At 59.5% G+C, this 20530-nt stretch carries 19 protein-coding genes; 9 read left to right on the top strand and 10 right to left on the bottom strand.

Annotated elements, in window-relative coordinates; genetic code table 11:
- Window positions 1-152 precede the first annotated feature (152 nt).
- Window positions 153-791 (bottom strand): peroxiredoxin, encoded by a 639-nt coding sequence (locus CI807_RS05005; RefSeq protein WP_016978988.1) that lies wholly within the window; start codon window positions 789-791, stop codon window positions 153-155.
- Window positions 792-1082: 291 nt separating this feature from the next.
- A complete protein-coding gene (locus tag CI807_RS05010; protein ID WP_095013927.1) occupies window positions 1083-2444 on the bottom strand; it encodes an OprD family porin in 1362 nt (453 codons plus the stop codon).
- A 370-nt stretch (window positions 2445-2814) separates the two neighbouring features.
- Between CI807_RS05010 and tauA the strand changes: the two genes are divergently transcribed.
- Window positions 2815-3801, top strand: a complete 987-nt coding sequence (tauA, locus tag CI807_RS05015; RefSeq protein WP_095013928.1) for a taurine ABC transporter substrate-binding protein — start codon at window positions 2815-2817, stop codon at window positions 3799-3801.
- Window positions 3802-3879: 78 nt separating this feature from the next.
- Here the strand turns inward: tauA and argA are convergent, their stop codons facing one another.
- Entirely contained in the window at window positions 3880-5181 is a 1302-nt protein-coding gene (argA, locus tag CI807_RS05020; protein ID WP_095013929.1) for an amino-acid N-acetyltransferase, read from the bottom strand.
- Window positions 5182-5317: 136 nt separating this feature from the next.
- A complete protein-coding gene (gene argE, locus CI807_RS05025) occupies window positions 5318-6466 on the bottom strand; it encodes an acetylornithine deacetylase (protein ID WP_033897557.1) in 1149 nt (382 codons plus the stop codon).
- Window positions 6467-6624: 158 nt separating this feature from the next.
- On the opposite strand from argE, the gene CI807_RS05030 reads away from it, so the two are divergent.
- Window positions 6625-7992 carry an inorganic triphosphatase gene (locus tag CI807_RS05030; protein ID WP_095013930.1) on the top strand — a complete coding sequence of 456 codons (1368 nt, stop codon included), beginning with the start codon at window positions 6625-6627 and terminating at the stop codon, window positions 7990-7992.
- 19 nt (window positions 7993-8011) lie between these two features.
- Here the strand turns inward: CI807_RS05030 and CI807_RS05035 are convergent, their stop codons facing one another.
- A complete protein-coding gene (locus CI807_RS05035; protein WP_010207358.1) occupies window positions 8012-8482 on the bottom strand; it encodes an Lrp/AsnC family transcriptional regulator in 471 nt (156 codons plus the stop codon).
- 127 nt (window positions 8483-8609) lie between these two features.
- Between CI807_RS05035 and CI807_RS05040 the strand changes: the two genes are divergently transcribed.
- The 7 genes from CI807_RS05040 (at window position 8610) to CI807_RS05070 (ending at window position 14704) form a co-directional block, all read left to right on the top strand.
- The gene (locus CI807_RS05040; RefSeq protein WP_095013931.1) at window positions 8610-8948 is read left to right on the top strand and encodes a hypothetical protein; all 339 of its coding nucleotides are present in this window, start codon (window positions 8610-8612) and stop codon (window positions 8946-8948) included.
- An 84-nt stretch (window positions 8949-9032) separates the two neighbouring features.
- Window positions 9033-10712 carry a GspE/PulE family protein gene (locus tag CI807_RS05045; RefSeq protein ID WP_095013932.1) on the top strand — a complete coding sequence of 560 codons (1680 nt, stop codon included), beginning with the start codon at window positions 9033-9035 and terminating at the stop codon, window positions 10710-10712.
- A 77-nt stretch (window positions 10713-10789) separates the two neighbouring features.
- Complete coding sequence (locus tag CI807_RS05050) at window positions 10790-11710, top strand: SPFH domain-containing protein (protein WP_095013933.1); 921 nt, start codon at window positions 10790-10792, stop codon at window positions 11708-11710.
- Between the two features lie 10 nt (window positions 11711-11720).
- Window positions 11721-12167 (top strand): NfeD family protein, encoded by a 447-nt coding sequence (locus tag CI807_RS05055; RefSeq protein ID WP_095013934.1) that lies wholly within the window; start codon window positions 11721-11723, stop codon window positions 12165-12167.
- Between the two features lie 69 nt (window positions 12168-12236).
- The gene (locus CI807_RS05060) at window positions 12237-12551 is read left to right on the top strand and encodes a DUF2388 domain-containing protein (RefSeq protein ID WP_003176799.1); all 315 of its coding nucleotides are present in this window, start codon (window positions 12237-12239) and stop codon (window positions 12549-12551) included.
- 188 nt (window positions 12552-12739) lie between these two features.
- On the top strand, window positions 12740-13405 hold the full coding sequence (locus tag CI807_RS05065; RefSeq protein WP_095013935.1) for an outer membrane protein: 666 nt from the start codon (window positions 12740-12742) through the stop codon (window positions 13403-13405).
- A gap of 159 nt (window positions 13406-13564) precedes the next feature.
- Window positions 13565-14704: a DegT/DnrJ/EryC1/StrS aminotransferase family protein gene (locus CI807_RS05070; RefSeq protein WP_095013936.1), complete on the top strand. Its 1140-nt coding sequence runs from the start codon at window positions 13565-13567 to the stop codon at window positions 14702-14704.
- 42 nt (window positions 14705-14746) lie between these two features.
- On the opposite strand, the gene gcvH is transcribed toward CI807_RS05070, so the two are convergent.
- The 5 genes from gcvH to CI807_RS05095 form a co-directional block, all read right to left on the bottom strand.
- Window positions 14747-15130, bottom strand: coding sequence for a glycine cleavage system protein GcvH (gene gcvH, locus CI807_RS05075; protein ID WP_095013937.1), 384 nt, complete (start codon window positions 15128-15130; stop codon window positions 14747-14749).
- A 53-nt stretch (window positions 15131-15183) separates the two neighbouring features.
- Window positions 15184-16266, bottom strand: coding sequence for a glycine cleavage system aminomethyltransferase GcvT (gcvT, locus tag CI807_RS05080; protein ID WP_095013938.1), 1083 nt, complete (start codon window positions 16264-16266; stop codon window positions 15184-15186).
- Between the two features lie 156 nt (window positions 16267-16422).
- A complete protein-coding gene (locus CI807_RS05085) occupies window positions 16423-18039 on the bottom strand; it encodes an iron ABC transporter permease (protein ID WP_095013939.1) in 1617 nt (538 codons plus the stop codon).
- Between the two features lie 165 nt (window positions 18040-18204).
- Window positions 18205-19209 carry an extracellular solute-binding protein gene (locus CI807_RS05090; protein ID WP_095013940.1) on the bottom strand — a complete coding sequence of 335 codons (1005 nt, stop codon included), beginning with the start codon at window positions 19207-19209 and terminating at the stop codon, window positions 18205-18207.
- A 95-nt stretch (window positions 19210-19304) separates the two neighbouring features.
- Window positions 19305-20522, bottom strand: a complete 1218-nt coding sequence (locus CI807_RS05095; protein ID WP_177409618.1) for a 2-octaprenyl-3-methyl-6-methoxy-1,4-benzoquinol hydroxylase — start codon at window positions 20520-20522, stop codon at window positions 19305-19307.
- Window positions 20523-20530: the final 8 nt, after the last annotated feature.

A 20530-nucleotide genomic window follows, 5' to 3' on the forward strand; every position in this document is an offset into this window, starting at 1 on the left:
TGGCGCCAAGATGGAACAGACCTTATCAGCAGATTCATATATCTTTAAATCTTATTTTTTCATGTGTTTATTCTCTAAATGCATATAGGTTCTTTCAATCTCCAGACGAAAAAAAAGGCCGTCGAAACGGCCTCAAAACCCCTGCTATGTGATCAGCGATTCGGTTGTGGCGTCAGGCGCAGGTACGGCTTCACCGCGCGATAACCCTTCGGAAAGCGTTTCTTGATTTCCTCCTCATCCTTGAGCGACGGCACGATCACCACTTCATCACCGTCCTGCCAGTTGGCGGGCGTGGCGACCTTGTGATTGTCGGTCAACTGCAACGAGTCGATGACCCGCAGGATTTCGTGGAAATTGCGCCCGGTGCTGGCCGGGTAGGTGATGGTCAGGCGGATCTTCTTGTTCGGGTCGATCACGAACAAGGAGCGCACGGTGAGCGTGTCACTGGCGTTGGGATGGATCAGGTCGTACAGGTCGGACACCTTGCGATCGGCGTCAGCCAGGATCGGGAAGTTGACGATGGTGTTCTGGGTCTCGTTGATGTCTTCGATCCACTTGTGGTGCGAATCCACCGGGTCGACCGACAGGGCGATGGCCTTGACGCCGCGCTGGGCGAATTCGTCCTTGAGCTTGGCGGTGAAACCCAGCTCGGTGGTGCACACCGGGGTGAAATCCGCCGGGTGGGAAAACAACACACCCCAGCTATCGCCCAGCCATTCGTGGAAACGAATCTTGCCGGCGCTGGAATCCTGTTCGAAGTCGGGGGCGATATCGCCCAGTCTTAGGCTCATGGTGTGGCTCCTGGTGAGTGCTTATGGAGCCCACTGTGCATGGAATATCGATTATTTAAAAAGAATAAATATCGATTTATCTAGACGATAAAGGAATATTAAAAATCTGTTCATTGGACGTATTCGAAGGCGAGGAGCACCATCGTTTCCAAGGTTCGAGAAGGCCTTGAGACGCTGTACAAAGAGGGGTTCAGGAAGGGCTTGCGGGGGTTTAGCCCGACTTGAAAGTAAAACACCTTGCCCGGTGTTGCACCGGGCAAGGCATTACACACTTACAACAGCTTCACGCTACTAGAACAGTGGCAGCGAGTAGCTGACGATCAGACGGTTTTCGTCTTGGGAACGGGTGTTCGCCAGGTCGGTACGCCACATAGCGTTTTTCCAGGCAACGCCGAGGTTTTTCAGCGGACCTTCTGGAATCACGTAGGCAACGGTGATGTCGCGCTCCCACTCGGACTGACCGGTCAGCTCGGCACGAGCGGCCGTAACGGTGTCGATATCAGTACCTTTGAGGTAGACAACGCCGGCAGTCAGGCCAGGCACGCCGACTTTTGCGAAGTCATAGGCGTAGCGAGCTTGCCAGGTACGCTCGCCGGCACGGGCGAACTTCTGGATTTGCATGTCGGTCGTGATGTAAGCGGACGAACCGTCACCCTGGTTCAGCCAAGGGAAGTCGCTGCTGCCATTGCTGACTTGGTAACCACCACCGAAGGTGTGACCGGCAACGGTGTACAGGAACAGGCCGCTGTACAGGTTGTTGTCGACCTTACCTTTACCTGAGACGGCACCATTGTAGTTACCGCTGGTGTAGTAGGCAGGAGTGTTGCCGTTTTTGCCGTCGTCAGAACTGTTGAAGTAACGCAGGTCAGACTTCAACACGCCCGGGCCGATAGACCAGTTATGGGTCAGACCCAGGAAGTGCTGCTTGTAGAAGTCTTCCAGGTTGCCGTAGTAGTACTGGGCAGTCAGGTCTTTGGTCAGCTTGTAGTCACCACCGGCGTAGTAGAACTTGTTGCTGAACACGCCTGTCTTGTAGTTAGAGCTGGCGTTGGCGCTGGCAATCGACAGGTTTTCGTTATTGCTGGAGTTACGGCCCTTGGCCTTTTCGATCTGACCAGCAACCAAGGTCAAATCCTTGATGTCGTTAGTCGTGATCTGGCCACCTTGGAAGGTTTGCGGCAGCAGACGACCATCGTTGGTCACGATAACCGGCAGCTTAGGCTGCAGGGTGCCCAGCTTCAGTTCGGTTTGGGAGATCTTCACCTTACCGGTCACGCCCAGGCTGGCGTAATCGTGGACAGCCTTGTTGCCGTCGCTTGGGAAGATGGTGCCACCGGAAGCGGTGCCACCGTAGTTGCCGTGTTCTGCACGGCTGGAGTCGAGACGCACGCCGTACAGGCCAATAGCGTCAACACCAAATTGGACGGTGCCTTGGGTGTAACCCGAGATGAAACGCAGGTCGAAGCCCTGGCCCCATTCAGCGTTTTTGCTCGCCGAGTTGGAAGTGCCACGGTGACCGTCACGGTTATCCGTGTTGATGTAGAAGTTACGCAGCCCCAGTGTTGCCTTGCTGTCTTCGATGAAACCGGCGGAGTTTGCCTGTTGGGCAACCGCAGCCAAAGCTACGGCCAACGCCAATGTTGACTTCTTCATGTACCGCTCCTCTCATTTCTAATTTTTGTATTTCTTTGGTCTCGGGTCTGACGCCCTCGATCCACAGATGCGCGATTAGCGCCAGATAGTGACTACCAAGTCAATCGTAACCTTGTGTGTCTACTACCTTCGTCTAATCGCAGTTGATTTGGTCCCTGCAGGGTAATGAGTTTTTCATACACCCAAAAAGAATTGTTTCATTCTTTTTCATACGATTTGGGAATAAGCCATTTTATGACGCGGACAAGTCAGGGTAGACAAACCGCTCCATAAGCTAATTCCTAAAGGGTATTTGTTAGCGCTTTTTTAGATCGATTAGTGTGGCCGTACTGTTGCATACGTCACCCACGATCAAAAAGGCGACGCCATCATGGCCAAACGCACATCCTCCCGTCAATTTGTTACAGTTTTTGTGTCACTAATACTTTCTTTTGGTGTCAACGCCGCCGATTTAACCATCGGTTACCAAACCGGTATTGACCCCAGCAAAGTCCCACAGGCCGACGGCCTCTATGAGAAGGCCATCGGTGAAAAAATAGCCTGGCGCCGGTTCAACAGTGGACCGGAAGTCGTAACCGCTATCGCCTCAGGCGATGTGCAGATTGGCAATCTCGGTTCCAGCCCCCTCGCGGCCGCGGCTTCTCGCAACCTACCCATCGTCGCGTTCATCGTATCGGCCCAGATCAATACTTCTGAAGCATTGGTGGTGCGTAACGGCAGCCACATTGACGCACCCAAGGATCTGATCGGCAAAACCATCGCCACGCCATTTGTCTCAACCTCGCATTACAGCCTGCTCGGCGCGCTGAAGCACTGGGGTCTGGACACCAAGCAAGTCAAGGTGGTGAACCTGCAACCGGCTGAAATTGCCGCCGCGTGGAAACGTGGCGATATCGACGGCGCATTCGTGTGGTCGCCGGCCCTGGGCGAAATCCGCAAGACCGGCAAAACCCTGACAGACGCGGCCCAGGTGGGTCAGTGGGGCGCGCCGACGTTTGAGGTGTGGGTGGCGCGCAAGGATTTCGCGGAAAAACATCCTGACGTAGTGGCCAAGTTTGCCAAGGTCACCCTGGATTCGTTTGCCGAGTACGCAGCCCATAAAGACGGCTGGACGGTGGATTCTGAGCCGGTACAGAAAATAGCGAAATTGACAGGCTCAAATGCGGCGGACATTCCTGAACTGCTGGCCGGCACCACCTTCCCGGATGCGCAGGCACAGCAAACTGACGCGCTGCTAAAGGGCGGCACGGCGAATGCGATTGGGGAGACAGCGAAGTTTTTGAAGGAACAAGGAAAGGTTGAGGCAGTGTTGCCAGACTATTCAGCGTACGTGACCGATAAATTCGTCAAACCGTGACCCTGTAGGAGCCGGCTTGCCGGCGATGGCGCCCTTGAAAACGCCATCGCCGGCAAGCCGGCTCCTACAGAATGGGGATTACAGGGCCTTCTCGAAAATCTTCGAATTACGCTGATAGTTGTACAGCGACGCCCGCGCCGATGGCAGGCGATCCACGCTGCTCGGCACAAACCCCCGCTCACGGAACCAGTGGGCGGTACGGGTGGTGAGTACAAACAAGGTCTTCAAACCCTGCGCACGAGCGCGGGCCTGGATGCGCTCCAACAACACATCGCCCCTCGCGCCATGACGGTATTCCGGATTCACCGCCAGGCACGCCAGCTCACCTGCGTCCGAATCTGCGATCTGGTACAGCGCCGCACAGGCGATGATCATGCCTTCGCGTTCCACCACACTGAACTGTTCGATCTCACGCTCCAGCACTTCCCGCGAACGACGCACCAGGATGCCCTGCTCTTCCAACGGGCTGATCAGGTCGAGCAAACCGCCCACGTCTTCAATCGCCGCTTCGCGCACTTGCTCAAATTGTTCCTGGGCTACCAGCGTACCGCCGCCGTCCCGGGTGAACAGTTCGGTGAGCAAGGCACCGTCTTCGGCGTAGCTGACAATATGACTGCGCCCTACCCCACCCCGGCACGCTTCGGCGGCCGCATCGAGTAATTCAGCCTGATAGTTGCTGCTGCCCAGGCGTTGCAAGTGAGCCGGCACTTGTTGCGGGCGCAGCTCACGGACCAGGCGACCGTGTTCATCGATCAGGCCCATATCTGCGCCGAACAGCAACAGCTTGTCGGCACCCAGGTCAATGGCGGCGCGGGTGGCAACGTCTTCGCAGGCCAGGTTGAAGATTTCACCGGTCGGCGAGTAGCCCAACGGCGACAGCAACACGATGGAGCGTTCGTCCAACAGGCGGTTGATGCCCTTGCGATCGACACGGCGCACTTCGCCGGTGTGGTGGTAGTCCACGCCGTCCAATACACCAATGGGGCGTGCGGTCACGAAATTACCGCTGGTTACCCGCAGGCGCGAGCCCTGCATCGGCGACGAGGCCATGTCCATCGACAGGCGCGCTTCAATGGCGATGCGTAGGTGGCCGACCGCGTCGATCACACACTCCAGCGTCGCCGCGTCAGTGATGCGCATGCCTTCGTGATAAGTCGGGATCAGGCCACGTGCTTCAAGGCGCACTTCGATCTGTGGGCGCGAACCGTGGACCAGCACCAAGCGCACGCCCAGGCTGTGCAGCAGCACCAGGTCGTGGACGATATTGCCGAAGTTGGGATGTTCCACACCGTCGCCAGGCAGCATGACCACAAAGGTGCAGTCGCGGTGGGCGTTGATGTAAGGAGAAGCGTGACGAAGCCAATTAACGTAGTCGGGCATAACACCTGGGCCTGTAATAAAAAGCAGCCGAAAAAGGATGAATCGTGAAAGCGCACAGCGGGCTGATGGTTATCGTCGGAACAGGCTTGGCGACACGCTCACTCTCCTTTCTATGTACGAACAGGTTGGGGTTAATTTATGCAGGCTTCAGGCAGTAATGTTCGATCAGTTCCCGCAATAGACGCACTGTAGGCGTCAAGCGTGACATTTCGAGGTACTCGCCCGGTTGGTGGGCGCAGGCGATATCGCCAGGGCCGAGCACCAGGGTTTCACACCCAAGGCGCTGAAGATAAGGCGCTTCGGTGCCGAACGCTACTGCTTCGGCACGATGGCCGGTCAATCGTTCCGCGACCCGCACCAGTTCGGCATCTTCGGGCTGCTCGAAAGGCGGCACTTCGGGGAACAGCGGCGCGTAATCGATCTTGACCTGATGGCGTTCAGCCAAGGGCACGAGCTTTTGCCGGATGGCATCGCGCAGCACTTGCGGGTCCATGCCGGGCAGAGGGCGCAGGTCGAACTCCAGGGAACACTGGCCGCAGATACGGTTGGGGTTGTCGCCGCCATGGATACAGCCGAAGTTAAGGGTCGGCTGCGGCACGCTGAACTGCGGGTTGCGGTATTCGCGCTGCCAGGCCAGGCGTAGGCCACGCAGTTCGCCAATAGCGTCGTGCATGGCCTCGAGGGCGCTGTGGCCCAGGCTGGGATCCGACGAATGGCCGCTTTGGCCAAGGATGTCGATGCGCTCCATCATTACGCCTTTGTGCAGGCGGATCGGCTTGAGCCCGGTCGGCTCGCCAATCACCGCTGCGCGGCCCAACGGGCGCCCCGCCTCGGCCAGTGCACGGGCGCCGGACATGGAGCTTTCTTCATCACAGGTGGCGAGAATCAGCAGCGGCTGCTTGAACGGCTGATCCAACAACGGCAGCACCGCCTCGATGGCCAGGGCGAAAAAGCCTTTCATGTCGCAACTGCCCAATCCTACCCAGCGGCCATCGACTTCCGTCAGCTTGAGCGGATCGGTCTTCCACAGCGCGGCGTCATAGGGAACGGTATCGCTATGGCCCGCCAGCACCAGCCCGCCGGGGCCGCTGCCGTAACTGGCCAGGAGGTTGAACTTGCCGGGGCTGACTTGTTGGATGTCGATGGCAAAACCCAGGTCGCCCAGCCAACTGGCGAGCAAGTCGATCACCGGGCGGTTGGTCTGGTCGAGAGAGGCCTGGGTGCAACTGACCGAAGGCGCAGCAATCAGCGCGGCGAACTGCTCTTTCATGGACGGTAATGGCATGCGCGGCCTCTCGACTTCCCGGATGAGCCCCACTATAGAGCCATCTGCACGACACAATAAACCGTTGCGGCACGTTGCCGGGCTCAGTCCTGTACACTGCACGACCTTGGCAGCCACTCTTTTCCCCGGCTGCGCTCCCGATCCTGGATGTACCGGCCATGCAAAAAGAAACTGAAATCAAGCTTCGCGTCAGCCGCGAGACCCTCGCCGCGCTGCGTGAGCACCCGCTGCTGAAAAAACGCAACAAAAGTGGCTGGGAACGCCGTGAGTTGATGAACCAGTATTTCGACACCCCCGAGCGCGACCTGGCCCAGGCCAAAGTCGCCCTGCGCCTGCGCAAGGACGGTGACGACATCATCCAGACCCTCAAGACCCGTGGCCAGAGCGTCGCCGGCTTGTCGGAACGTAACGAATACAATTGGGAATTGCCCAAAGCCAAGCTCGACGTGAAAAAACTCGACGGCGAATGCTGGCCCGAGCAACTGGCCGAGCTGGATAAAAAAACCCTCAAGCCGATCTTCACCACCGACTTCGTGCGTGAACGCGCCGAAATCGCCTGGGGCCGTGGCAAGGCCAAGGTGGTCATCGAAGCCGCCCTGGACCTGGGCCACGTGGTGGTTGGCAAGCAGAAAGAAGAAATCTGCGAGCTGGAGCTGGAACTGCGCGAAGGCGAACCGGCGGCCCTGCTTGAGTTGGCTGCCGAACTGGCCGCCACATTGGCCCTGATGCCGTGCGATATCAGCAAGGCCGAGCGCGGCTACCGCCTGTACGACGCCAGCAGCTATTCCCTGAGCCTGCCGGCGCCGCAGATCCACGCTGAAATGCCATTGGACGATGCCTTCGCCGCGATCATGTGGCACCTGCTGGGCAGCAGCCAGCGCCTGGCCGAGCAATACCGCTTCAATGGCCACTGGCGCCTGCTGCAAGACTGGGTCGACAACCTCGGCGAACTGCGCGCCCTGGTCGGCAGCCTCGGCCAGGCTGCACCACGTCAATCCACCAGCGAACTGCGCAGCGCACTGGATGCCCTGCTGGAAGACTGGCGCCCACTGGTGCAGGCCGGTGACGACGACGAAGACATCCGCAAAGCCGCGCCGGAACAGTTCATCGAAGAACTGGAAGACGTGCGCTGGGGCCTGTTCTCACTGAACGCTTCACGCTGGCTGCTGGCCCGGACCTGGACCGCCGACCGCAACGTGCGTGGCAACCGCCAGGGCGCTGCACAAATCACCAACTGGCTGCCACGCCTGCTGGCCGAAGACGCCGTCGCCCTGCAACTGCCGCGCTACCAGCAACAGCCGGAAGACCTGGCCGAGCAACTGCCGCGCATCGAACGCATCCAGGCCTGGCTGCACCATGCGCGTCATGTGGTCGACATCCCGGAACTGGACCGTCTGTACGGCGAGCTGAACAAGTTGGCGCAACTGGCCAACCAGCCGATCACCGATGAGTCGCTGGATGCGCGGATGCATCAGGCGATTGCGGTGTACCAGAACCGTGCGTGGAAGACGCTGCTGCGTCTGTAAAATCGTTACCTCCAGCCTGTCAGCGCAACACTGGCAGGCTGGTGGTGGACTTGATCTCCGACAACGCCACAATCGAATTGACCTCCTGAATCCCAGGCACCATCGACAACTTCTCGAAGAAAAACCGCTCGTACGCCTCGATGTCGGAGGTGACGATGCGCAACAGAAAATCCACCGCCCCCATCAGCACATAACACTCCAGCACTTCCGGAAACCCGCGAATCGCGTCGGTGAACTCAGTGAAGTTGGAGCGGCCGTGGGCGTTGAGTTTGACCTCGGCAAAGATCTGCGTGTTGAGGCCGATCTTCTTGCGGTCCAGTAACGTCACCTGGCCGCGAATTACCCCCTCTTCCTTGAGGCGTTGAATACGCCGCCAGCACGGTGACTGGGATAAGCCGACCTGCTCGGCGATCTGCGCGCTGGACAGCGAGGCGTCCTCTTGCAGCAGGGCCAGGATACGGCGGTCGTAGGCGTCCAACTCGCTGTGCATATAAATACCTTTAATGATGCTTATCTTGAATTGTTCAATTCGATTAATCCTGAAACAGGCTCATCTTAGATAAGAAATCTCCGTTGGCGAATGTAAAAATTTCTACATTCGAATCTGGAGCTTTCCCATGCACGCTGTTGAAACCACCCACCCTGTTACCCGCGTCGATGCGTGGGCCGTCACCAGCGTTCATTGCCAGGCGCACTACCGGATCGTCGCAGAGGCGGAGCCTGATGTTTTATGCCGGGTCCTCAACTATTTCGCGCTGCAATGCCTCACGCCGCGACAGGTCATGGTGAACCGGGAAGGTGACCTGCTGAACCTCGACATCGTGATGGACGGCCTGAGCTGGCACCGGGCACAGGTGATCGGTGAAAAGATTCGAAACCTGATCAGCGTGTGCACGCTGGATATGTGGTCGGCTGACTCCGTGGGGCCTCAAGCGGTGGTGGCGGTCGCCCAGTAAAAGCCTGCAATACACGCTGGGAGGCAGATACTCATCGGCTGGCTAGCCTGGGATTTACACCCACTGCCACCCAGGAAAACCTTCATGCCGGTTGATCAACGATTGGAACTGCATCAGCTGTTGCCGGCTTTGGTCGAAGGGCGGCTGATCACGCCTGAACTCGCCCAACGATTGTCGGCGCTGCCGGCCAGCAACACCCAGCATCCTCTAGAGAGCATCGCAGCCCAAGGCCCATGCCTGGAAACCCTGACCGAATGGCTCGCCCAACAAGCCGGCCAACCTTACCTGCGTATCGACCCGTTGAAGATCGACGTGGCGACGGTGGTGCCGTTGATGTCCCACGCCTTCGCCCAACGCCACGCCATTCTCGCGGTAGCGGTGGACGCGCACTCCGTCACCGTCGCCAGTGCCCAGCCCCATGTCACCAGCTGGGAGGCAGGGCTTTCGCAGGTGCTCAAGCGCTCGATCAGGCGCGTGGTTGCCAATCCCCAGGACATTACACGCTGCATCGGTGAGTTCTACCGGCTGGCGCAATCCGTCAGCGGTGCCGATCAAAAGATCACTGCGCCTGGCAATGTCGACCTGCTTAACCTCGGTGCCAGTGATCAGGAGCCGGATGCCAACGACGCGCATATCGTCAATATCGTCGATTGGCTGCTGCAGTACGCGTTCGCCCAGCGGGCCAGTGATATCCATATCGAGCCCTGCCGTGAACAAGGGCGTGTGCGCTTTCGCATCGATGGGTTACTGCACGACGTCTACCAGTTTCCGCCCCAAGTGACGATGGCCGTGGTCAGCCGCCTGAAAAGTCTGGGCCGCATGAACGTGGCAGAAAAACGCAGGCCCCAGGACGGACGGGTCAAGACCAAAAGCCCGACGGGCGCGGAAGTTGAGCTGCGTCTGTCCACCTTGCCCACGGCGTTTGGCGAAAAGCTGGTGATGCGGATTTTCGACCCGCAGGTCCTGCTCAAGGGCTTTGACCAGCTGGGTTTGTCGGCTGATGACCAGCAACGCTGGCAATCCATGACGAGCCAGACCCACGGCATCATCCTGGTAACCGGCCCGACCGGTTCAGGCAAAACCAGCACCCTTTACACCACGCTCAGGCAACTGGCGACCCGGGAGGTCAACCTGTGCACGGTGGAAGACCCCGTCGAGATGGTCGAGCCTGCGTTCAACCAAATGCAGGTGCAGCACAACATCGACCTGACCTTCGCCAGCGGCATCCGCGCCCTGCTGCGCCAGGACCCGGACATCATCATGATCGGCGAGATCCGCGACAAGGAGACCGCCGAGATGGCGATCCAGGCCGCGCTGACCGGACATCTGGTGCTGTCGACGCTGCATACCAACGACGCACCCAGCGCCATCAGCCGTTTGCAGGAGCTGGGCATTGCTCATTATCTGATCAAAGCAACCTTGTTGGGTGTGATGGCGCAACGGTTGGTGCGGATGTTGTGCCCTCACTGCAAGCACGCGGTGGGCGACGTCCACGAGGCTACCGGGTGTGTTGAATGTCGAAACAGCGGTTATCGGGGGCGAGCCGGTGTTTACGAAATCATGGTGCTGAATGAAACACTCAAAACCCTGATCACACCCGGTGCCGATGTGCAGGCCTTGCGCCAGGCGGCCATTGCCCAAGGCATGTGCGGCCTGCGCATGGCCGGGATGCGAAAGGTCGAAGCGGGACTGACCACGATGGCGGAGGTATTGCGAGTAACGCCTGGGGATTCCGTAACAAATCCTTTGTTTGATAAGCAGTGAAACCGTTCTTATCGGTGACAACACCGTTACAATCGGCCCAACGTCGTTTCACTGACACATTCAGATAGGGAATCGCTATGCAGATCGGAACCGTACTGCTTCTTTTCGTGGGTTTGGCCATCGCCATCCTGCTCATGGGCTTCAAGGTCGTCCCCCAGGGTTACCAGTGGACAGTCGAGCGTTTCGGCCGCTACACAAACACCCTCAAACCTGGCCTGAACATCATCATCCCGGTCATGGACCGCATCGGTCGCAAGATCAACGTGATGGAAAGCGTGCTGGATATCCCGCCCCAGGAAGTCATCACCGCTGATAACGCCACCGTGCAGATCGACGCCGTGTGCTTCTTCCAGGTGGTCAACACTGCCCAGGCCGCCTACGAGGTCAACAACCTCGAACACGCCATCCGCAACCTGTTGCAAACCAACATCCGTACCGTGCTCGGTTCCATGGAACTGGATGCCATGCTCAGCCAGCGTGACGGCATCAACGAAAAACTGCTGAAGACCGTGGATGAAGCCACGGCGCCATGGGGCATCAAGATCACCCGTATCGAGATCAAGGACATCAGCCCGCCTGCCGACCTGATGGCCGCCATGTCGGGCCAGATGAAAGCCGAACGGATCAAGCGTGCGCAAATCCTTGAGGCTGAAGGCCTGCGAGCGTCGGCAATCCTGACCGCCGAAGGCAAGAAGCAGGCGCAGATCCTGGAGGCCGAAGGTAGCCGACAGGCGGCATTCCTTGAGTCCGAAGCCCGTGAGCGTCAGGCCGAAGCTGAAGCCCGCGCGACCCAGGTGGTGTCGGAAGCGATTGCGTCGGGCAACGTGCAGGCGGTCAACTACTTTGTCGCGCAGAAATACATCGATGCACTGGGCAAGCTGGCATCGGCCAACAACAGCAAGGTCATCCTGATGCCGCTGGAAGCCAGCCAGGTGATCGGTGCGGTCGGCGGTATCGGCGAAATCGTCAAGGCAACGTTCGACAACAAGAAAGGCTGAGGCCAGCGCCATGTGGGATTTCCTGCAGCATCTGTCGTTTTGGGATTGGCTGGCGCTGGGTACGGTCCTGTTGATTCTTGAAGTATTCGGCGCCGGTGGTTACCTGCTGTGGATGGGCATCGCCGCGGCGGCCGTAGGCGTGATCAAGTTTCTAATACCGCCTCTGGGCCTGGAGTGGCAACTTCTGTTGTTTGCCGTGTTATCGATCCTGACAGCCGTGTATTGGTGGAAGCGCCAGCGCAGCAGTGCTAAAGCCAGCGACCAGCCGGGCCTCAACGAACGCGGTTCGGAACTGATCGGCCGCACCTTCATGGTGCATCAAGCGATTGTGGATGGCCGGGGCAAGGTAAAAGTCGGTGACGGCGTGTGGATGGTGACGGGTCCAGACAGCCCCGTAGGCGCTCAAGTCCGGGTGGTTGGCCAGGAGGGTGTGGTGTTAAGGGTTGAAACTGTTTAGTCAGTGATGGAACTCGGTTGGGTTAACTACAATCATAAAGTACAGATAACCCACCCGGAGTCACCCATCATGCGTCTCAAATATGCTGTCGCAACCCTTGCTGTGCTTTCCCTCCCAGTCGGTTCAGCCATGGCCGACAGTTTCTGGCGCAATGTCATCTCGTCGGGTGCCACCACCGGCTCGACGTACCTGACCTTCAAGGACCACAAATTGGTGGTCGCCGCACAAGACGACGCAGGCAGCTTTGTTGCCAGCGACGGCGGCATCCGTGGCCCGTACCTGGAAGCCGCCATGCAGAAAGTCCGCGCCGACAACCCTGGCCTGCAAGCCACGGACATGGAGTTGGCCAACGCCATCCTCGCGAAAAACGCCGTTACCGAATAACTCGGGCTCGATAAAAAATGCCGCTTTAAACAGCGGTATTTTTTTGTCTTCAATTCCTACGCTCATCGCCGCTAAGCACTACGTAAGCATTCCTGCTTTCACAGCTAACCAAAGAGAAGTCCTGTCGAGCCTCATCCTGCCAGGCAACAAGCTAAGGATTCCTTTTTAAATAAAGCGAATCACTGCCCATGCACAAGATTGCCTACGCACTGCTGCTTTCTGTCTTTGCTACCGCCTACGTCCAAGCAGAAAGCTGGTACGGATCAGCCAAATTCAACAACGCTCGCCAGAACCTCTCCAGCTCACTGCTCACCAGCCCTCGTGTGACTGAACGGGTGGACGCGCCGGATAGCAGCAAGTCATTCGTGGCCTCTTTCGCCGCTGGTTATGCCTTTGAGAATGGCTGGCGCATGGAGGGGGAATACACAATGCCGAACAACTCGACATTCAAATCCTACTGGGCCCCCTTCAATGCCAACGTCAACAGCCTGCATGTCCAGAGCCAACGCTTGATGCTCAATGGCTATAAAGACATCCCTATAAACCAGTGGTTGTCGTTTTACGGTATGGCCGGAGTGGGTGTCGCTCGCATTGAAGCCGAAGGCTATCAAACCAACGAGACCCGTCGCTTTGCCAATAATCGCCAACACAACTTTGCCTACAGTGTAGGCATGGGGCTGGAAGCCAAGGTCAGTGAGCAAATCACACTGGGGGCTGGTTATCGTTACATCGCCATGGGCGATATTGAAACCGGCTACAACACCTTCGCAAACCGGGTGAACGCGCGGGATGAGCAGCTCAAGGGCAAACTCAAGGAACAAAATGTGTTCCTGGAAGCGCGCTACACCTTCTAAAGCCCGGTAGAGAATGCCGCAGTTGAAGCGGCATTTTTTTACCCGGACGGCGACGATTCATTCACAGACGACAGGCTATATTCAGTCAAGCCGTGCAACCATGCCGGTACTGATACCTCGCCTACTCATCGCCAATCTGAAACGGATGCCTTCGTCGTCATGAGCCAACAGCCCTTTCTGCCGTTCTCCAAACCCACCATTGATGAAGCCACCATCTCGGCGGTCGGCGATGTGCTGCGCTCTGGCTGGATCACCAGCGGGCCGAAAGTGCAGGCATTCGAAGCTCAGTTGTCGGAATACTTTGGCGGCCGGCCGGTGCGCACCTTCAACTCGGGCACCTGCACCATGGAGATTGCCTTGCGCATTGCCGGTATCGGGCCGGGTGATGAAGTCATCACCACGCCGATCTCCTGGGTGGCCACGGCCAACGTGATCCTGGAAGTCGGCGCCACGCCGGTGTTTGCCGATATCGACCCGGTCACCCGCAACATCGACCTGGCTCAGGTGGAAGCCGCGATTACCCCGCGCACCAAGGCGATCATCCCGGTTTACCTGGCCGGCCTGCCCCTGGACATGCCGATGCTGTACGCACTGGCGAACAAGTACAACCTGCGCATCGTCGAAGACGCGGCCCAGGCACTGGGATCGAGCTGGGATGGCGAGCGCATCGGCGCCACCGGTGATTTCGTGTCGTTCAGCTTCCAGGCCAACAAGAACATTACCTCTTCCGAGGGCGGTTGCCTGGTGTTGAACAACGCCGAGGAAGCGCGTCTGGCGGAGAAGTATCGCCTGCAAGGCGTGACCCGCACCGGCTTCGATGGCTTGGATGTAGATGTGCTGGGCGGCAAGTTCAATATGACCGACATCGCCGCCGCCATTGGCCTGGGGCAGTTTGCCCATATCGAGAAGATCACCGTGCATCGCCAGAACCTGGCGCGGCACTATTTCAAATGCTTTGGCAGTGATTTTGAAGAGCAGTACGGCGCACAACTGCCACCGGCCGACTTCGAAAACAGCAACTGGCACCTGTTCCAACTGGTGCTGCCAGAGCGCCAGGACGGCCTGCCGGCCCGCGCCACCTTCATGGAGCAGATGCAGGCCCACGGCGTCGGCATTGGCTATCACTACCCGCCGATTCACCTGCTGAGTCTTTATCGGGCACAGGGCTTCAAGGAAGGTATGTTCCCGGTAGCAGAAAAGGTCGGTCGTTTGATCGTGTCGTTGCCGATGTTCACGGCGATGACGGAGGCGGATGTGGAGCGGTCGGTAGCGGCAGTGAAGGCGGTTCTACAGCGCTGAAAGCACATTGCGGGAGCCGGATAACCGGCTCCCGCAACAGGATCACTCGCCGATGGCGGCTTTGTAGCCAGCAGCATCCAGCAGTTTTTCCAGATCAGCCGGGTTGTTCGGCTTGAGCTTGAAGATCCACGCGCCGTACGGGTCGGAGTTCAGCAGCTCAGGGCTACCGCTCAGCTCTTCATTGACGGCAATCACTTCGCCTGCAACCGGAGCGTAGATGTCCGAGGCGGCCTTCACCGACTCAACCACACCCGCTTGGCCAGCAGCGTCGAACTGCGCGCCCACTTCGGCCAACTCAACAAACACCACATCACCCAACGCTTCCTGAGCATGGTCGGAAATACCGACGGTCACGGTGCCGTCAGCTTCCAGGCGTGCCCATTCGTGGCTTTCGGCAAAACGCAGGTCGGCAGGGATATCGCTCATAATCTGTGTCCTCAAGAAGTAATGTCAGCGGCCATTGGCCTGCCAGAAATAGGTTAGATCAAGGTTTTGCCATGGCGCACGAAGGTCGGTTTGACCACTCGAACCGGGTACCACTTGCCGCGGATTTCCACTTCGGCCCGATCAGCAGTTGCCGTCGGTACTCGCGCCAGGGCAATGGATTTGCTCAGCGTAGGAGAGAAACTACCACTGGTGATCTCCCCTTCGCCAATATTGGCGATACGAACCACCTGGTGGGCACGTAAAACCCCGCGCTCTTCCAGTACCAGCCCGACCAGTTTGAACTGCACACCCGCCGTTTTTTCCGCTTCCAGCGCGGCGCGGCCGATGAAATTGCGCTCGACCGGCTCCCAGGCAATGCTCCAGGCCATGTTCGACGCCAACGGCGAAACATCCTGATGGATGTCCTGACCGTAGAGGTTCATGCCCGCTTCCAGGCGCAAGGTATCGCGGGCGCCAAGGCCGATGGGGGAAATACCAGCACCTACCAGGTCGTTGAAAAAGCCCGGTGCCTGATCGGCCGGCAGGACAATCTCCAGGCCATCTTCGCCGGTGTAACCCGTGCGGGCGATAAACCAATCGCCGTCGGCCTGGCCTTCGAAAGGCTTGAGCTGGTGAATCAGCGTGCTGCGAGACTGGGTCACCAGCTCGGCAATCTTCTGCCGGGCGTGGGGGCCTTGGATGGCGAGCATGGCCAACTCAGGGCGCTCATGCAGTTGCACCTGGTAATTGCCCAGTTGTGCGTGCATCCAGGCCATGTCCTGGTCGCGGGTGGCGGCATTCACCACCAGCCGATAAGCGGACTCGGTGCGGTAGACGATCATGTCGTCCACCACGCCGCCCTTTTCGTTGAGCATGGCGCTGTACAACGCACGGCCGCAGCCGTGCAGGCGTTCGACATCATTGGCCAGCAGGTACTGGAGCCATTCCTTGGCCTGGGGGCCGGTGACATCGATCACGGTCATATGAGATACATCGAACACCCCGCAGTCGCGTCGCACCTGATGGTGTTCTTCAACTTGCGAGCCGTAGTGCAGAGGCATATCCCAACCGCCAAAATCGACCATTTTCGCGCCGAGGGCGAGATGCAGGTCATACAGAGGCGTACGCTGTCCCATGGGTTTCTCCTTCCGGGCGTGGCGAAGGTGCGCGGAGCTACTGTTCGCGCCGAACACCTTGAATTACAAGGCCCGCAGCCACGTCCAGCGACCCGCTCCGAAAGACGAAGCGCACCGAATGCCGCGCATTGTAGCCGCAAGCTGTAGGACTGGCACCTAACCGATTTGCCGGGCTGAGCGTCGAATCAGCCCGATCACCGGCAACAGGCCGACCAGCACCAGTGTCAACGCGGGCAAAGAAGCCCGTGCCCATTCGCCTTCACTGGTCATCTCAAAGATCCGCACCGCCAGCGTGTCCCAGCCGAACGGGCGCATCAGCAGGGTCGCGGGCATTTCCTTGAGCACATCGACGAACACTAGCAGCGCTGCGCTCAAGGTCCCCGGCAGCAGCAACGGCAGATACACTTTGCAAAACAGTCGTGGGCCGCTGACACCAAGGCTGCGCGCTGCCTCTGGCAACGAGGGCCGGATGCGCGCCAGGCTGTTTTCCAGCGGCCCATAGGCCACCGCCAGGAATCGCACCAGATACGCCAGCACCAGCGCCGACAGGCCGCCCAACAGCAATGGCTTGCCCGCCCCGCCGAGCCAACCGGAGAGTGGCACCACCAACTCCCGGTCCAGATAGCTGAACGCCAACATGATCGACACCGCCAGCACCGAACCCGGCAAGGCATAGCCGACGTTGGCCAGGCTGATACCGGAGCGGATAGCACGGGTCGGCGCCAGGCGGTTGGCGAAGGCCAGCACCAACGCCACACTGACCGTGATCAAGGCGGCGATCCCGCCCAGATAAAGCGTGTGAACTATCAAGCCGGAGTAGCGCTCATCCAGATCGAAGCGACCGCGCTGCCAGAACCAGGCGACCAGTTGCAGCATCGGGATGACAAAAGCGCAGGCGAACACCAACCCGCACCAGCCAGTGGCCGCTGCCGCCTTGAACCCGCGCAAGTGATACAGCGCCTTGCCCCGTGGCCGCTCGTTGCTCGGTCGGCTGGCGCCCCGTGCGCGCCGCTCGCCATACAGCACCAGCATCACTACCAGCAGCAACAGGCTGGCCAACTGGGCGGCGCTGGAGAGGCTGAAAAAGCCGTACCAGGTCTTGTAGATGGCTGTCGTAAACGTATCGAAGTTGAACACCGAGACCGCGCCGAAATCCGCCAGGGTTTCCATCAATGCCAGGGCCACCCCGGCACCAATCGCCGGCCGCGCCATGGGCAGGGCCACGTGCCAGAACGCTCGCCACGGCGATTGCCCCAACACCCGTGCCGCTTCCATCAGGCCTTTGCCCTGGGCCAGGAACGCGGTGCGCGCCAGCAGATAAACGTAGGGATAGAACACCAGCACCAACACGATGATCACACCGCTGGTGGAGCGCACCCGTGGCAGCCTCAAGCCCATGCCGAACCACTCGCGCAGCAGGGTTTGCACCGGACCTGAGAAGTCCAGCAGGCCGACAAACACAAAAGCCAGGACGTATGCTGGAATGGCGAACGGCAACATCAGCGCCCAATCGAGCCAGCGCCGACCCGGGAATTCACAAAGGCTGGTCAGCCAGGCCAGGCTCACGCCCAGCAGGGTCACGCCGACGCCGACACCCAACACCAGGGTCAGGGTATTGCCCAGCAGACGTGGCATCTGGGTTTCCCAGAGGTGCGACCAGATTTGTGCGTCGATGCTTTGCCAGGACAGCAACAGCACGCTCAGCGGCAGCAGCACCAGGGCAGCGACGGTGAAGACCGGCAGGTACCAGCGGCGTTGGGCGGGGTGGGCCAAAGTCAGTTCTCAGTAAATGAATATCTGGGCGTCACCACACTCCAAATGTGGGAGCGGGCTTGCTCGCGAAGGCGGTGTATCAGTCACATACGTATCGACTGACACGACGCATTCGCGAGCAAGCCCGCTCCCACATTTAGGACTGCGGTGTCCTACAGAGTGTACTTAGTTCCAGCCAGCCCGATCCATCAACCGGATCGCCTCGGCTTGGCGCTTGCCCGCCACTTCAACCGGCAAGGTGTCCGCCACGAACTTGCCCCAGGTTGCCACTTCCGCCGACGGCGGTACCGCTGGGTTGGCCGGGAATTCCTGGTTCACGTCGGCAAAGATCTTCTGCGCCTCAGGCGTGGTCATCCACTCCACCAGTGCCTTGGCGGCTTCTGGGTGCGGTGCGTGTTGGGTCAGGCCGATGCCCGACAGGTTCACGTGCACGCCACGGTCGCCCTGGTTCGGCCAGAACAGTTTTACCGCCAGATCTGGCTTCTGTTTGTGCAGGCGGCCGTAGTAGTAGGTGTTGACGATGCCCACGTCGCATTGCCCGGCGTTGATGGCTTCAAGCACAGCGATGTCATCGGAGAACACATCGGTAGAGAGGTTGTTCACCCAACCTTTGACGATTTCCTCGGTCTTGGCCGCGCCATGGGTTTCGATCAGGGTGGCGGTCAGTGACTGGTTGTAGACCTTTTTCGCCGTGCGCAGGCATAGGCGGCCTTCCCACTGCTTGTCGGCCAGGGCTTCGTAGGTGGTGAGGTCGCCCGGTTTTACCCGGTCGGTGGAATAGGCGATGGTCCGCGCGCGCAGGCTCAGGCCAGTCCAAGTGTGTTTGGAAGAACGGTATTGCAGGGGGATATTCTTGTCGATCACCGAGGAGGTGAACGGTTGCAGGATGCCCATTTGCTCAGCCTGCCAGAGGTTGCCGGCATCGACGGTGAGCAGCAGGTCGGCGGTGGCGTTTTCGCCCTCGGCCTTGATGCGCTGCATCAGCGGGGCTTCCTTGTCGGTGATGAACTTCACCTGCACGCCGGTTTTCTTGGTGTAGGCGTCGAACACCGGTTTGATCAGTTCGTCGATGCGCGAGGAGTAGACCACCACTTCGTCGGCGGCCTGCACGGTGGTGCTGCCGATCAGGGTGAGTGCCAGGGCAGTCAGGAGGCGCTTGGGTGCCAACATGGGTGCGGTCTCTCATTTGCAAAAAGAGGGCAAATGATAAGGACTCACATTTGGTAGCGCTCGGTGGAGGCGTTACCAGATGTTGCACAACCGCTTCAGGGCTTGGCCAGCTCCGGCAGATCCCCGCTCAGCCCCAGCGCCTGGCGCACAAACACAGCCTTGGCTTCGGGCATCTGGTCGACCATCTTCAATCCGGCATTACGCAACCAGCGCAGCGGCAGTTGATCGGCCTGGAACAATCGCTCAAACCCTTCCATTGCCGCCATCAATGCCAGGTTGTGCGGCATGCGTCGACGCTCGTAGCGGCTCAGCACTTTCACATCGGCCAGGCGCTCGCCGCGCTCGGTGGCCGACAACAAGACTTCAGCCAATGTCGCCGCATCCAGGAAACCCAGGTTCACACCCTGCCCCGCCAAGGGATGGATGACGTGCGCCGCGTCGCCAATCAACGCCAGGCCTTCGGCCACATAGCGCTTGGCGTGACGCTGGCGCAGTGGCACGCAGACGCGCGGGTCGGCGCTCAGCACCGTGCCGAGCCGCCCTTCGAAGGCGCGCTCCAGCTCACGACAGAAGCTTTCATCATCCAGCGCCATCAAGCGCTCAGACTCGGCGGGCGTGGTCGACCAAACGATCGAACACCAATCTTCCTGCCCGTCCCGCACCAACGGTAAGAATGCCAGCGGGCCGGTGTCGGTAAAGCGCTGCCACGCGGTGCGCTGGTGCGGTTGGCTGCTGCGCACGCTGGTGACGATGGCGTTATGCAGGTAATCCCATTCACGGGTGGCGGTGCCGGTCAGGCGGCGCACGGCGGAGTTGGCGCCATCGGCAGCCACCACCAGCGGCGCGCGCAACGTGCGGCCGTCAGCCAGGGTCAGCAGCCAGTCATCGCCGGAACGGCGCATCTGTTCCAGGCGCGCATTGGCCAATAGGCCCAGGTCGCAGTCATGCAGACGGTCCAGCAGCGCATCCTGCACCACGCGGTTCTCGACGATATGCCCAAGCACCTCGGCATGCACGCTGGCGGCCGAAAAGTGAATCTGCCCGGTGCCGCTGCCGTCCCACACCTGCATCTCACCATAAGGGCTGGCGCGGCGCGACACGATGCCGTCCCATACGCCCAGGCGTTCAAGGATGCGCTGGCTGGCGGCCGACAAGGCGCTCACGCGCGGTTCGAATGCGGCCTCGCGGTCGAACGGCTTGACGCTCAGCGGGCTGCCGTCGAGCAGCAGCACCTGCAGGCCACTGCCCTGCAACGCCAGCGCCAGGGCGCTTCCGACCATTCCGGCCCCGACAATCAGCACATCTGCGCGCATGTCCATGC

This window comes from Pseudomonas sp. NS1(2017) (genome assembly GCF_002269425.1).
GTDB lineage: Bacteria > Pseudomonadota > Gammaproteobacteria > Pseudomonadales > Pseudomonadaceae > Aquipseudomonas > Aquipseudomonas reactans.

Coding starts and splice junctions, on each gene's coding strand:
- CI807_RS05005 (WP_016978988.1), bottom strand. CDS start 791: ATGAGCCTAAGACTGGGCGATATCGCCCCCGACTTCGAACAGGATTCC.
- CI807_RS05010 (WP_095013927.1), bottom strand. CDS start 2,444: ATGAAGAAGTCAACATTGGCGTTGGCCGTAGCTTTGGCTGCGGTTGCC.
- tauA (WP_095013928.1), top strand. CDS start 2,815: ATGGCCAAACGCACATCCTCCCGTCAATTTGTTACAGTTTTTGTGTCA.
- argA (WP_095013929.1), bottom strand. CDS start 5,181: ATGCCCGACTACGTTAATTGGCTTCGTCACGCTTCTCCTTACATCAAC.
- argE (WP_033897557.1), bottom strand. CDS start 6,466: ATGCCATTACCGTCCATGAAAGAGCAGTTCGCCGCGCTGATTGCTGCG.
- CI807_RS05030 (WP_095013930.1), top strand. CDS start 6,625: ATGCAAAAAGAAACTGAAATCAAGCTTCGCGTCAGCCGCGAGACCCTC.
- CI807_RS05035 (WP_010207358.1), bottom strand. CDS start 8,482: ATGCACAGCGAGTTGGACGCCTACGACCGCCGTATCCTGGCCCTGCTG.
- CI807_RS05040 (WP_095013931.1), top strand. CDS start 8,610: ATGCACGCTGTTGAAACCACCCACCCTGTTACCCGCGTCGATGCGTGG.
- CI807_RS05045 (WP_095013932.1), top strand. CDS start 9,033: ATGCCGGTTGATCAACGATTGGAACTGCATCAGCTGTTGCCGGCTTTG.
- CI807_RS05050 (WP_095013933.1), top strand. CDS start 10,790: ATGCAGATCGGAACCGTACTGCTTCTTTTCGTGGGTTTGGCCATCGCC.
- CI807_RS05055 (WP_095013934.1), top strand. CDS start 11,721: ATGTGGGATTTCCTGCAGCATCTGTCGTTTTGGGATTGGCTGGCGCTG.
- CI807_RS05060 (WP_003176799.1), top strand. CDS start 12,237: ATGCGTCTCAAATATGCTGTCGCAACCCTTGCTGTGCTTTCCCTCCCA.
- CI807_RS05065 (WP_095013935.1), top strand. CDS start 12,740: ATGCACAAGATTGCCTACGCACTGCTGCTTTCTGTCTTTGCTACCGCC.
- CI807_RS05070 (WP_095013936.1), top strand. CDS start 13,565: ATGAGCCAACAGCCCTTTCTGCCGTTCTCCAAACCCACCATTGATGAA.
- gcvH (WP_095013937.1), bottom strand. CDS start 15,130: ATGAGCGATATCCCTGCCGACCTGCGTTTTGCCGAAAGCCACGAATGG.
- gcvT (WP_095013938.1), bottom strand. CDS start 16,266: ATGGGACAGCGTACGCCTCTGTATGACCTGCATCTCGCCCTCGGCGCG.
- CI807_RS05090 (WP_095013940.1), bottom strand. CDS start 19,209: ATGTTGGCACCCAAGCGCCTCCTGACTGCCCTGGCACTCACCCTGATC.
- CI807_RS05095 (WP_177409618.1), bottom strand. CDS start 20,522: ATGCGCGCAGATGTGCTGATTGTCGGGGCCGGAATGGTCGGAAGCGCC.